General features: G+C 38.4%; 9 protein-coding genes. 7 read left to right on the top strand and 2 right to left on the bottom strand.

The window, feature by feature from the left end; all coding sequences use genetic code 11:
• Nucleotides 1-21: 21 nt before the first annotated feature.
• Nucleotides 22-3,693, bottom strand: coding sequence for a S8 family serine peptidase (locus TY11_RS19930; protein ID WP_052345900.1), 3,672 nt, complete (start codon nucleotides 3,691-3,693; stop codon nucleotides 22-24).
• Between the two features lie 755 nt (nucleotides 3,694-4,448).
• Here TY11_RS19930 and TY11_RS18505 point away from each other — a divergent pair.
• From TY11_RS18505 to TY11_RS18475, 7 genes are all read left to right on the top strand, one after another.
• On the top strand, nucleotides 4,449-4,793 hold the full coding sequence (locus tag TY11_RS18505; protein ID WP_155982738.1) for a DUF485 domain-containing protein: 345 nt from the start codon (nucleotides 4,449-4,451) through the stop codon (nucleotides 4,791-4,793).
• A complete protein-coding gene (locus TY11_RS18500) occupies nucleotides 4,793-6,328 on the top strand; it encodes a solute symporter family protein (RefSeq protein WP_042149749.1) in 1,536 nt (511 codons plus the stop codon). The genes TY11_RS18505 and TY11_RS18500 overlap by 1 nt, the downstream gene beginning before the upstream one ends.
• Before the next feature lie 127 nt (nucleotides 6,329-6,455).
• Nucleotides 6,456-8,180: a sulfate adenylyltransferase gene (locus tag TY11_RS18495; protein WP_042149746.1), complete on the top strand. Its 1,725-nt coding sequence runs from the start codon at nucleotides 6,456-6,458 to the stop codon at nucleotides 8,178-8,180.
• A gap of 332 nt (nucleotides 8,181-8,512) precedes the next feature.
• Entirely contained in the window at nucleotides 8,513-10,651 is a 2,139-nt protein-coding gene (locus TY11_RS18490) for a YhgE/Pip domain-containing protein (protein ID WP_042149743.1), read from the top strand.
• A gap of 194 nt (nucleotides 10,652-10,845) precedes the next feature.
• Nucleotides 10,846-10,995 carry a small acid-soluble spore protein SspO gene (sspO, locus tag TY11_RS18485; RefSeq protein WP_042149740.1) on the top strand — a complete coding sequence of 50 codons (150 nt, stop codon included), beginning with the start codon at nucleotides 10,846-10,848 and terminating at the stop codon, nucleotides 10,993-10,995.
• Between the two features lie 31 nt (nucleotides 10,996-11,026).
• A complete protein-coding gene (locus tag TY11_RS18480; protein ID WP_042149738.1) occupies nucleotides 11,027-11,236 on the top strand; it encodes a hypothetical protein in 210 nt (69 codons plus the stop codon).
• A 323-nt stretch (nucleotides 11,237-11,559) separates the two neighbouring features.
• On the top strand, nucleotides 11,560-12,573 hold the full coding sequence (locus TY11_RS18475; protein WP_042149736.1) for an alpha/beta fold hydrolase: 1,014 nt from the start codon (nucleotides 11,560-11,562) through the stop codon (nucleotides 12,571-12,573).
• Between the two features lie 70 nt (nucleotides 12,574-12,643).
• Here the strand turns inward: TY11_RS18475 and TY11_RS18470 are convergent, their stop codons facing one another.
• The gene (locus TY11_RS18470; RefSeq protein ID WP_231495878.1) at nucleotides 12,644-14,446 is read right to left on the bottom strand and encodes a cation:proton antiporter; all 1,803 of its coding nucleotides are present in this window, start codon (nucleotides 14,444-14,446) and stop codon (nucleotides 12,644-12,646) included.
• Between the last annotated feature and the right edge of the window lie 151 nt (nucleotides 14,447-14,597).

The raw sequence follows: 14,597 nt of genomic DNA, 5'->3' as shown, positions 1-14,597 counted from the left end.
TTCACCTGCTAAGAATTTTACTTACCTAGTTAATGGTCTTGGTGGTCTAACCGTGTCGTTACTAGCTACAGCAACCATTATCTCCACAGAGTTTTCACCGTATGTGACTGTTACTTTGGTGATACCAGGCGCTATACCTGTGATTGCCCCTGCTTCAGCTGATGCTATGTTTTCGTTAGATACTTCATATGTTGCTAATGCAGTTACATCTTTTTCTTTGCCATTTGCATCTACTTCTTTAATAGTTACATTACCTGTAGTGCCTACGTTTACTAGTATGACATCTGTATCTGAAACTAGTGACACATCTCCAGGTTCTGGGTCGCCGTCAACTACAGTTACATCTACAGTTACGGAATTATCACCGTAGGTAATCATTACCGTTGTTTCACCAGCGCCAACTGCTGTAATAACTCCTGCTTCAACAGTTGCAACGGATTCATCAGCTACAGAATAAGTTGCTTGAGCGGTTACATCTTCATTAGTAGAATCGTCGCCAATTGTAGTAGTTTGAGTTACTACAACTGAAGCTTCTTCCCCTTCTTTAAGGCTCACTTCTGAAGGATTGACAGATAGGCTAACTACTGGTTCTTCCTCTTGTTCAATTTCAAATTCTGCCATGCCACTATTTCCTGCAGCATCATCTACAAGAACGCTAACTTTTTCAGCACCTTCTGGTAGATCAATTTCAAATGAACCATCTTGGTTTAGTGTTAACGGTACAGCATTACCCTCAACGCCATCACTAGTAACTATATAAGACGCGCTAAGCTTAGTGTTTAAGTCATATTGAAGTCCATATGGCGTTAGGACATCAATATAATCAATGTATTTATCTGTTACTTGACCTGAAATTTTGCTTTCATTCACTTCCCCTGAAATTTCAGGGTCAGTTGATTTTACAAAAATTGGACCAACATAATCACCAATAACACCTTGTGCCGCTAGTGCTGTAAAATCAACGGTATATAAACCATCAGGAATATTAGTTAAGCCTTGAGGTGGAGCCCAAGGTCTGTATTGTCCTGTGATGCTTAATTGGTAAGATCCTGCGCCTAAGGAATTACCAGCATGTAGGTATCCGATATAACCATCGCCATAATATCCATCTGCAGGGTCTTCAATATTCCAAAGTTCAATATAGTTTGTTCCGACATCGCCAGTAATGGTAAAGTAAAGCATTGCTTGATCATTTACTCCATCACCATTAAAGGAAAGATCGGTTTCAGTGATCTCCATGTCTCTAATTTCCGTTGCTGCTTCTCCACCAAAATCTGCTGCAAATGGTAGGGATATATTATTTTCTCCACCATTAACATGGATATAGCCTAAAAACTCGTCGCCAATATTAGTATCTTGTGCACTTACTGTAAGTGTTACGTTTAATAGCTGTTCACCATTTGGTGCTAATGTAAAGGAAGGATTGTCAACACTCAATGTTGCATCACCAAATGACTTTGTCACATCGACCATCACATTGAAGTTTCCGCCTTCACCTTTTAGGTCTTTCACACGAATTTGCTTCGTTACTGAAATATCCTCAGCCAAGTCTTGCGGCCCAAATGTAACGGTTCCTTTTAGGTTTGGTACCATTTCACCACTATCATCAAGTCGTGCTTGATCCTCTGCATAAGCAAGTACACTTGGGAATGCAGCAGCATAAGCATCTACACGACCTGCTCCTTGAGCGAAGACATCATATTTTTCAGTGTCTAGAAGCTTTGCAGTATTTGAAAGAGCTACTTTTACATCAAACGGATCCCAATCTGGATTAGCTTGTAAAATTAGAGCTGCAATTCCAGTAATATGCGGTGCTGACATGGATGTACCTGTAAAGCGATCATATGACTGTTCATAGGTTGCATCTGGGAAATCCCACTTGTAAGCAGGAATAGAAGACATAATATTCGTACCTGGTGCAGTTACATCTGGTTTGATATCAAAGTTCGGTGTGGTTGGTCCACGTGAACTCGAATCATTCACTTCATCACCAGCAGACTGAGTGGAGTTGAAGTTGCCAAATGTGACAGTTCCCGGTCCTGTCTCAAGTGCATCGCGTATTGCTTCTCCATCTGTAACAGACATATCGATTGTTGGTATGAAGGCAAATGAATCACCTAAGAACACATTTGATATATCAGGTGCATTAGTTCCTCCTGAGAAGTTATGGATAATAGTTGCGACTGCACCGTTTTCCTTTGCATTGGCAATTTTATCTACAAATGCAAGTTCTCCACGGGAGATAAGGGCAACTTTACCTTCCACATCAATTCCTTCATAGTCTGCTTTATCACCAAATCCTGGGATGGCAACAAGCTCATACTCACCAACTAGTTGATCTACTAGGTTTTGTCCAAATGTTGTCCCCATGAATTTTAATTCCTTAGAATAGTTGTAATCATCACCAATAGTGACTGTTACTTCACCGTTGTGTTGTGTTTCTGGATTAGTCGTGTTACCAACAACAATTCCTAGAGGTGAAGTTCCAGGAGTTGTTACTGATCCACGGCCTGGACCAGAGTTACCAGAAGAGAGAACTGATATTACGCCTGCCATCATGGCATTGTTAATCGCATAGGACAAACTATCATTTTCTGAATTACTGCCTCCGCCTAGTGATAGGTTAATAACATCCATTTCTTCATTAACCGCATGCTCGACGGCTGAGATAATTCCAGATGTTGCTCCACTTCCGTATGCACCCAGAACGCGGTATGCATATAGATCAACTTCTGGTGCAATTCCTTTAATTCCGTATTCATTTGCTCCAATTGCAGCAATTGTTCCAGCTACGTGCGTTCCATGGTCCGTCCAGAAAGTTCGGCCGCTTGCATTAATTTCAGGCATGTGTGCCGGACGTTCTGCTGGAGAAGTTTCACGTGCATCATCATCTGCACGTTCACGATTATAATCAGCACTGCTTGCGATGAAGTTCTTTCCACCTTTATAGATTCCCTGGAACTCCGGGTGGTCTGGATCAATACCAGTATCTAGTACTGCTACCTTGATTCCATCTCCTTTGTATCCCTCGTCCCAAATTTGTTCAATCCCTAAGTGGTCGATACTTGTATTCATCTGTGTTTCGAATTCTTGTTCCTTCTTAACTACAGACGATGCTTTTTTCTTAAGAGAAGATGTATCTCTAGACTTTCGGATATCGTCGGCATAAACGATAGTGTCTGGTTCTACTAATGTAACGCCCTTAATATCTAATAGCTTGTTAAGGTCGTCTGCTTTTACTTCAGCAGCAAAACCGTTAAGTACTGTATCGTATTCAAAACCTTTATCGAATAGGATATTCTTAGCAGTCATTTCATTAAGTACACGACCACGCTGCTTATTAATTATATCGCGAATTTGGTTTACTTTAGAGCTGGATAAATTCTGGCCTTTAAGTTCAGCAATTCCCTGTTCTAAAGCTACAGGTTTCTCTGAAAGATGTATAATAACGGGAACCATTTCATTTCCTGATAACCCCCGTAAATCCTTGTGTAACTTAGGCATTCCTTCTGATGTAGCTAGTTGATTGGTAATTGCTTCTACCTTTTTCAACATGCTTTCTTCATTCGGTAGCTGATTCTTGAATGATTTAGAACCATTCAGTTCTGTTGCGGAAACAGGCAATACGAGTGAAAGCACCATCATAAAGGCTAGGAAACTACTAAATAGTTTTGTAAGCTTTCTTTTCTTCAATTAAATTTCTCCCTTCTCCTCTTTTCCGTCTGTGCCAGAGTAACGGAAATAAATAATATTTATCTACTTAAGTATGAAAATCTATTAATCGCAATAGAAAAATGAACGTGCTGTCATTCTCTTGATTAATAGATTTAATGTAAAGGAATCATCCCCCTTCCGTTTATTTTTCTAGGCATGTATTACTCACTTCTGTGTATTGTTCTTAATAAAGAACAATACAAACAAAAAAATGAAATGAAAATTATTTCATTTAATTGAATTATACAATAATATTAAGAAATTACAATAGAAAATAATTCTTTATTAAGAACTACGGGTGGATAATTAGGAAGAATCAATTGTTTCCTTTTGAATGATGTTGTACTCGTAGTATCAGGTTTTACGAGGAGTTTAACTTAAAGGGGATAGTTTTGTATAGTGAGATATGTTAAAATTATGAAAAATATAAACAATTTATTGGAGTAGAAAAGTTTAAAAAGGGAGGGGGGTCTTTTGGTTCGAAACAAGATTATTTCTAAAATCTTCTTGGTAGGAGCCACCATTATATTTATTGTGATACTGCTAATCATTAATGAAGAAATAATACAAAGTCAGAAGATGAAAAAGTAAACCATTCACTCTCTATTCAAAACCATTCAAACATAAAATCCAACCATTTACCCTAAATTAATATTATGAATGTCCAAAATTATTATACTATTTAGTAAGCGCTTACAACTAGTTTGAATTTTGGAAATAAGGGGGATGGATTTGTGGCACAACCAAAGCTTGTGAATGAAGAGAAGAATCATGTTGACTTTGAAAAGGTGGAGAGCAGTCCACAGTTTAAGAAATTAATGGAAAACAAAAAGAAATTTATTGTACCAATGACAATCTTTTTCTTAGTATTTTACTTTTTATTACCCATCTCAACATCTTATGGAACGTTTTTAAACACGCCAGTATTTGGTGATATTACTTGGGCTTGGGTATTTGCGGTTGCACAATTTGTGATGACCTGGGTTATTTGTTCGATCTATGTGAAAAAGGCTAATACCTTTGATAAAGATGCTGATCAAATTGTAAAAGAGCAGATTGAAAGAGGAGGTAAAGCCTAATGGATCCGGTTGTCATTATTCTGTTCCTAGCAATCGTTTTACTTACCCTAGTTATAACCTATTTTGCAGCCAAACGCACCAAATCAACCGGTGACTTCTACACGGCAGGTGGAGGACTTACTGGATGGCAAAATGGGCTTGCAATTGCTGGTGACTATTTATCGGCAGCATCCTTCCTTGGTATTGCAGGTGCAATTGCGTTAAATGGTTTTGATGGATTTTTCTATAGTATTGGATTTTTAATTGCGTATTTAGTGGTGTTACTTCTCGTTGCTGAACCACTTCGTAACCTTGGAAAATACACCCTTGCCGACATGATTAACTCTCGTTTTAATGCAAAGAGAGTAAGGGGAGCGGCTGCACTTAGCACCATTACCATTGTTCTTTTTTACATGATTGCGCAGCTAGTTGGTGCAGGTGCACTCATTCAACTTTTATTCGATATTCCATATTGGATTGCCGTTTTAATCGTTGGGGTTATGATGACGATTTATGTGTTATTCGGTGGGATGATTGCAACAAGCTGGGTGCAAATTACGAAAGCAGTCCTGTTAATGGCTGGCATGATCATCATCTCATTTATTGTACTCCTGAAGTTTAATTTCAATATTGGAGCAATGTTTACAGAGGTAAAAACAGCGACTAGTCATGGCGCAGATTACTTAAATCCTGGAATAAAGTATGATAATCCATTAGGTACCATTTCCTTAATGCTTGCATTGGTCCTTGGTACAGCAGGATTACCACATATACTTATGCGATTCTTTACGGTTAAGGATGCAAAGACGGCAAGAAGCTCTGTTATTACTGCAACATGGACAATTGGGATTTTCTATATCCTTACGCTTTTCCTAGGTTTTGGAGCAGCGATCTATGTTGGTCAAAGTGAGATCCTCGCAGCTAACCCTGGTGGAAACATGGCGGCACCATTACTTGCAGAAGCAATAGGTGGAAATATATTATTTGCCTTCATTTCTGCAGTAGCATTTGCGACTATTCTTGCAGTCGTTGCAGGTCTTGTGTTATCCGGTGCTTCTGCATTTGCACATGATATTTATGGGGAAATTGTAAAAAAAGGTAAGGCAACTGAGCGAGAGCAAATGCTAGCTGCTCGTTATGCGGCACTTGGAGTTTCCGTGCTATCGATTTTGTTATCATTAGGTGCGCAGTACTTAAATGTCGCATTCCTAGTTTCACTAGCATTCTGTATCGCAGCAAGTGCAAACTTACCAGTAATTCTATACACGGTATATTGGAAGCGCTTTAACACATCTGGTGCAGTTTGGGCATTATTGACAGGATTAATCTCGGCACTGGTACTTGTATCCATGAGTCCGAGTGTATTTTCACCAGTAGAAGGCACAGCTCTATTTGTAGGGAACCCAATCTTCCCATTAGATAACCCTGCACTAGTCAGTGTGCCATTAGGATTCTTGGGAGGATATCTTGGAACTATATTCTCTAAGGAATATGACTTTAAGAAATATGCGGAGGTTAAGGTTAGAGCAAATACTGGTTACCGTAGTTCTAATTAATAATTTTGGGGCGAAGCGCTGTCCATAATATGGGTAGTTGCTTTTCCTGTTTTAAGGATTTTCATGTATGTTAGCTAGTTTTTATAAATATAGTGATATTAATAGGGACTAATGAGGAGGAAAGATCATGAGTCAAGATACTATCGTATTAACCGAAGAAAAATTCGCAAGCTATCCACAGCAACCACATGGGGGAAAGTTGGTCGATCGAGTACTTAGAGGAAAAGAACGTGAAGAAGAACTAGACCGTGCGAAGCAATTACCAATGATTATGGTTGATTTAGAAGCAGTTATTACACTAGAAATGATTGCGACAGGTGTATTATCTCCAAACGAGGGATTCATGAATGAGGCAGATTATAAGTCTGTCTTAACAGAAGGTCGTTTAACAAATGGGGTTGTGTGGCCTGTTCCTCTAAGCTTCGCACCAATTGGTGATCGCAATAAACAAATTATCAAAGGTTTGTCTGTAGGTGATGAAATAGCATTAGCAGATGAAACAAAAGAGCCAGTTGCAATTATGAAACTAGAAGACATTTTCCATTATGATCGTGATTTCCGTGCGGAGCATGTATTTGGAACGAAAGACCGTAATCACCCAGGCGTTGATGCGATTTACCGTCGTATGGGAGATACAGCTTTAGCAGGTCCAATTACATTGGTGCGTCGCGTGCATTGGGGACCATTTGAAAGTATCCGGATGGAACCAAAAGACACATGGAAGTTATTTTATGAAGACAAGAAAATGAATTCAGTTGGTGGGTTCATTACTGGTGCGAACCCATTACACAGAGGTCATGAATATATTCACCGGAACGCACTGGAAGAAATGGATGGACTATTTGTGCAGCCATTAGTAGAAATGGCGAAACGGGAATATACAAGGCATGAATTCCGTATGTTATCATATCGTGCCGTACTGGAGGAGTATTATCCAAAGGAAAGAACAATGCTTGCTCCATTACGCGTGACATATATATTTGCTGGACCACGGGAAGCGGTTCTCCATGCATTAATAATGAAAAACTATGGATGTACACATGCATTGATCGGTCGAGATCATGCAGGTATTGGTGATTATTATGATAAATATGCAAGTCACTCTATCTTTGATGAATTTACACCAAATGAATTAGGTATTGATGTTCGCTTATTCCATGAGGTATTCTATTGCACACGCTGTGATTCTTCTGCGACAGAACAAACATGTCCACATGATCAGAAATATCGTATTAATATTTCTGGTACTGGTATTCGCGAGCTTCTTCGTTATGGTGTATTACCACCAAAGGAGATCGTACGTCCTGAATCTGCACGGATTGCCATGCAGGGAGTTCAACCTAAAGGTGTCGATAAAAATGGTTTAGCAATTAATCCAGTAGGTAAAACCATTAAAAGTATTTTTCCTTATTATCTAGAAAATACTCGTATTGGTGGTCCAAAACGTCGTAATGCCCTTGAGGTGGAACAGCTAACGATTGAGGATCTGGAGGCAGTTATAAACGATGTTCGAGAAAATGCAGACCGCATATATAAAGGAATCTTTGAGGAATTTAGTTATGTGACCGATAATCTGCGCAATGTTCAACCAGATTGGGTGGCAGAGGCTCGTGACGCGATTCGCCGCCAGCAAGAGATGGTTGTGGATAATTTAGAAGAGAAGGTTGATAAGGCTCTAGAGAAAGCTTCGGATGAGTTTATGTATCAAGATAAATCGGAGGCAGAGCGGGAATTAGACGTTGCAAAGCGTATTTTAGAGGATATTCCTGCACCGTTTCGTAAGGATGAATTGCAATATCGTACTTGGAATCCACTGCCGTATAAGCGTTATCGTGGTGGGGATGAGGAATAGGAGTAAATGTTAATCTAAGTTTAGGGGCAACTCGCAGTTTTATGGCGTGGTTGCTCTTTTTGCTTTTTTTGATGGTGGCGACAGTAGGAAGTCTGGGCTGGAATTGGATATGACGAACTTACTGAAGTAGAGAAGTTAATTCCTGAGGCGATGCTATGAAATCCTGAATTTTTGAATTTCTTTGCTGTGAATCATATCAACCGTAGGAAATAGTCCCTACTTTTGATTAAATACTATTTAAGGGGAAGTTTTTTAACGACAGGATTAAACAATTGGTGATATACTCCTTTTTGGACACTATAAGAAATATAACAACAATGGGAATGATACAGATGAAAGCAAGCTTCAAAATATTTTTACGTGATATTAAAAACATTGGTACAAACTGGGTCGCTGCGATTTTAATAGGTGGGTTAATTTTACTACCTTCCCTATACGCTTGGTTTAATATTGCTGCCTCTTGGGATCCATATTCTCAGACGGAGCAAATCCCAATCGGAATTGTTAATGAAGATGAGGGAGCGATTGTTAGGGATCAGGAAATACATGTTGGTGATGAACTAGTTGAATCCTTAAAAGAGAATAAATCGATGGGGTGGCAGTTTGTACATAGAAATGAAGCGATGGATAGGCTGGAATATGGCGACTATTATGCGGTTATCGTTATTCCAAAGAATTTTTCTGAAAGCCTAGGGACTGTAATTAGCGACCACCCGGAGAAAGCCGAAGTAGAATATTATGTAAATGAAAAAATAAATGCAATTGCACCAAAGATAACCGATAAGGGTGCAAGTGTAATAGTAGATCAAGTAACGCGTAAGTTTACTGCCACGGTGAATGGGGTTATTTTTGATAAATTTAATGAAATTGGCATTGAACTTGGAGAAAACTTACCGGACATAAAGAAATTCGAAGACTACCTGTTTACATTAGAGGAGAAACTCCCTGAAATCCATCGTATGCTCAATGAGACAATAAATGATGCCAATAGAGCAGACGAAATGATTCGGCAAGCTCAAAACTTTATCCCAGAAGCGGAAGATGCGACAGAAAAGGGGATGAATATAGTTGAGAATGCGAACGACCTATTGGACCAAACGGAGCAAAGACTGGATGAAATTGAACCGAAAATTGATGAAGATATCGCTAGAATGCAGACGATTGTAACGGAAACCAATGATTTTGTGCAACAATTAGAGGGCAATGTTACCGAGGAGAGTTCGGACAAGATTTCGGGACAGATTACTAATTCACAGGATTCCCTAAATAATATGGAAGAAGCTCTAAATGAACTAAAGAATACAGAAGGTAATTCGAACGAAACGAATGATACATTGGATCAAGCATTACAGGAAATTCAAACAATAAATGAAAATTTAACAAATGTAAATGAGCAGGTTAACAAGATAACAAATCAGGCTGCAGAATGGGAAAAATTACTTCCAAATCTAAAGGAAAACACATCCACGTTAAAAACTCAGCTGGATACTTTTGCTAAAGATTATCAAGAAGTATTTAAACCCAATATAAAAGAGAAAGTAAGCAGTGCAAAAGAGTCTGTATCTAGAGCTAAAGAAGTGCTAGAAAAGGTTCAGGCCACGATTCCAGAAGTAGCAGGAATGCTGAATCGAACCCAAGACAAACTTGCCAATGGTGAAGATGTTCTAAATGAAGCCTCCAATGAGTTTCCTTATATTAATGAAAAAGTGAATGAACTTGCAAACCGGATAAGAGAAATTCAAGGCGAAGTTGATATTAATGAGTTAATTAATTTACTTCGAAACGATCCAGAAGCTGAGAAAGGATTTTTTGAAGAGCCGGTATTACTAAATGAAAATAAGGTATTCTCCATTGCGAATTATGGTACAGGGATGACACCGTTTTATACGGTACTTGCTATTTGGGTTGGAGCTTTATTGTTAATTTCATTATTATCAACAGATGTTCATCATGATCGTAAGAATTTTACTGGTAGACAGGTATATGCCGGAAGAATGATGACCTTCTTAACAATCGGATTTTTACAAACTATCATCGTAACGTTAGGAGATATGTTAATCTTTCATGTGGAAGTACAAGAGCCAGTATGGTTTGTAATATTTGGCATTATATGTAGTGCTATTTTCATGATAATCGTGTATACATTAGTTTCTGTGCTTGGTGATGTTGGAAAAGCATTAGCAATTGTCTTGTTGGTTCTGCAAATTGCCGGATCAGGGGGAACTTACCCAGTTGTCTTGCTCCCTGAGTTTTTTCAATTTATCAGCCCATTTTTACCGTTTACGTATGCAATTTCGCTAATGCGAGAAGCGGTTGGTGGAATTATATGGGACAAGGTGTTTCATGATTTACTTTTCCTAGGAATATTCGGCTTATTAGCCCTTGTTCTTGGTGGAGGATTAAAAGAAGTGATTAATAAACAGACCGATAAGCTGAAGGAAAAGGCAAAGGAAACAGGATTGTTTCATTAGAGGACATTGTTATTTTGGACGGAAGTAATGGCCAGATAATGAGCTCACCCCAGGAGAGCATGTGCCCAAAAACGTGAATGATGCGCCCGGCCAGAAGCCCAAGCACCCACTTAATTCCATACCCTTATCCAATAAATAGAAGCTAACATATTTCACCCAAAATGAAGAACACTATAGGTGTGGAGGTGTTTTTAATGGGTAAAAAGAAGCTTAGTAGCGGTGGATTCAGTGATGAACAAGCTGTACGAAAAAAGCTTTCGAAGCAATTTGACCATGAATTTGCGAATGAGCCACTGACACCAAACGAAAAGTATAACAATAAGAAAACTAAAAAGCGTCAGTAATACGATTTTCGTGAGGTAAGGAGTTCATGCTATGCCACAAAGAGACACTGGAACAGAAACCACTCCACATCCGGATGGTAAAGAAGAAAGTATTATCAATGATTCTACAGGTACCCACATCGGCATGAATAATGGTAAGCGACGTGACACTGAATTTAGTACACTTACCGAAATTCATGATGAACAGCTAAAAAAGTTTGAGAAGATGATGCGGGGTAATCCTGTTAAAAACGAAAGTTGATTAAAAGCCAGTGGGACAGTTAACTGCCCATTGGCTCATACATAAATACATAACCTAACTAAACCTACCTTATTTATTACTCTTCTCTGTGTATGTAGGAATAAGGAAACTTTATTGTTTCCGTCCCATATATCCCACAGAATAAAAGATTGGGTTCCGTGATCCAATCTTTTTTAATTTTCATTTATGAATATCAGAAGAGAATAAATTTAAAGAGTATTCAAATGAATTAGTTATCAAATAGTGTTAATATTATATTGTGATTTTCAGCTAATAGATCTTGTAGCTTTTATCCTTAAATAAGGTAGTTAGGGGGGAGTATTATGAAAACAAATGAGAAAACCGTTCACTTCACGAAAGAGTTTGTAAATATAGATGGTCATAGAAATGGGGTATTTATTGAGTCAACGAATGACGAAAATCCTGTACTCTTGTTTCTGCATGGAGGACCTGGATTCCCACAGTATCCGATTATTAAAAAGTCTGGACTTACATGGGAGAATGATTTTACGGTTTGTTACTGGGAACAAAGAGGTACAGGAATGTCATACAACGCTTCGACACAAGGTGAGCTTACATTAGAAAGGTTAATTTCAGACGCATTAATCATAACCAACTATCTGAAGGAAAAGTTTAATAAACAGAAGATTTTTGTTTGCGGGCACTCCTTTGGAACATTACTCGGGGGTGTTATTGTTAGTCGATGTCCTCAGTATTTCCATGCATATATTGGTGTTGGGCAATTTGGTAGGCATTATGAATCCAACAAGCATACTTATGACTTCTTATTGGAGACAGCGATTAAACAAGGGGACAAAAAGGCAGAGAAAGATATCCGTTCCGTTACGTTTGATAGAGATTTTTATAAAAATCAGGGCTATCGAAGAATATTAGGGAGATATCTTAATAGGTATGGTGGTGGAGCAAAAAGAACGGGATATTCCAATAAGCAGGGAATTAAAGATTTCTTTACTTGTAAGCAATATACATGGAAAGAACGTTTTAATATTCTAAAGGGGATTTTTTTCAGTTACAATGCGTTATCTGAAACAATTGCAAAAGCAGATGCTACAGTACTTGCACCTCATTTTAAAGTTCCCGTTTTTATCATGCATGGTTCGTACGATTATCAAACATCTTACATAGAGGCAAAACGGTTCTATGAAAAAATAGTAGCTCCATCAAAAAAATTCTATACTTTTGAAAATGCCGCACATTCTCCTTTTATAGAAGAAAAAGAGAGATTTATACAAATTCTAAAAACGGATGTGTTGGGTCTTAGTGGTAAAGTTGTGCAAGAGACTAGCTCCTTTAACGAAAAGAAGAGCAAAATATGAACGAAATCATTTGAACATTATATGGTATTTGTATTAAGTATCCAGTTTAGCATGAAGAAAGGCTGAAGGACTAATCCTCCAGCACCAGTGCAACAAGTTGATCTCCCACATCTAGCACGAGTTTATCTTTAAAGGTAACGAAAACGATGTTGCCATTTTTCTTCCTAACACATAACGGTGTACCGCTTAGTGACATATCCTCTTTAAGGACTGTCTTTTTCTCTTCTATTTCAATATTTATGATTTTATAACCAATGTTGATCTTCTTATTTAATTCTGGAAAAGTATCTTCTTTGCCAAATAGTAGGTTGGCTTTAAGAGAAGGTGGGACTTTGCTTTCCTTTGTTTTATGATGATTAATTGGTAGAGCAAAAATATTTTTATGGCCAAACTCAGGAATATATGATTGACATACTAACGCATTATAAGCTGCGTCCCCTGTCATGGATAGAATCATGTCATAGGATGTCATGTCAATGTCAAATTCACTTTGTTCTGATAAGATTTCCCCATGGTAAGTTGCAATTCCTAAATTACTAGCTTGATTCAAGCGAGAGTCTGAGGTGTCTGTAATCAAGACTGGTGTACCCATTGCTTTCAAGTGGTTTGCAAAAGCGATAGAAAAACTACTCGCCCCAACCATAATGACTCCGGTAGAATCCGTATTGGCTAAGCCTAGTTTGCGTGCAATTGGTCCAATTGAAAAACCATGTGCACACACCGTAATAAAAACTAGTGCTAAGGTTAAAGAGGTTAACAGGGAGGCATTGGGATAACCGTCTTCCATCAGTAGCCCTGCAAAATATCCCGAAACCGTAAGTGCAACAATTCCTCGTGGCGCTATCCAGCCGACTAATGTTTTCTCCTGTAATGTCAATTCCGTTCCAATAGTAGAAATCCATATTGATAATGGCCGTACAACAAGTAGCATGACCAAGACAAACGTAAGGATTGGCCAAGTAAAGACTTCAAAAATGGTCTCTCTGGTAAGGGATGCTGTTAGTAAAATAAAGACAGTAGAAGTCAGCATCACGGAGATGTTCTCCATGAAGTGATTAATGCTACTTATTGAATGAACATACTTCTTCGTTCTTGCTAATGTAAGCCCCATTATAGTTACTGCTAACATGCCAGTTTCATGCATGATGGCTTCTCCAATGGTAAAGCAAATTAATACGAAACAAAACGTGATAGGTGATTTAAGATATTCTGGAAACCATCCTTTTCCTGCCAGAAAACTAACAAGTATACCAATCACAATCCCAACTATCACTGCTAGAAATGCATCCATAAAGAAAGGAATGAAATCTTGGTAGCTGAATGATTCAACTGAAGTGATTTTTATAATTTCATAAGCAAAAAGAGCGAGTAAGGGACCGATTGGATCAACAATAATCCCTTCCCATTTCAATACGGAAGAAACCCGTGAAGTTAATTTTGCCTGCCTTAACAAGGGAATGATGACAGTCGGCCCGGTTACAACAAACAGGCCACCAATGATAAAGGAGATTTCTAAACTAAGTCCGGCAATATAGTGTGCAGCTAAGGAACCGCCAATCCAAGCGATAAACGTACCAAAGGTGACAATTCGAAAAACAGACTTAGAAATTCCTTTTAGCTCACGGACATCCAGGCTTGTACTACCTTCGAAGAGAATTAAAGCAACTGCAAGAGAGATAATTGGGCTATAAAGCCCCCCAAGTGCTGCTTGTGGATTAATTAATCCAAACACCGGTCCGATTATTAAACCAGCTACCGACATAATGACAATGGATGGCCACTGTATCCTCCAAGCCAACCACTGTGAAAAAATCCCTAGAGAAATGACGATCACAATACTAATGAGTGCAAATTCTGTATGAATATCAATCACCTACCTTGATGTTTATGTAGTATGGATTACAAGCTATTCTAAGTTATATTGTTTACTAGGATTTTATTATTATGTTTTAATAATGCCGTAATTATTTAAATATAATAGGGCGATTCCAAGTGAGGAACCGCCCTTAAAGATATATCCTATC

It is taken from the genome of Paucisalibacillus algeriensis, assembly GCF_000577245.1.
In the GTDB taxonomy this organism is placed as follows: domain Bacteria; phylum Bacillota; class Bacilli; order Bacillales; family Amphibacillaceae; genus Ornithinibacillus.
Note: the sequence above shows the minus strand (reverse complement) of the source record. Positions and strands in the feature narration are given on the sequence as shown.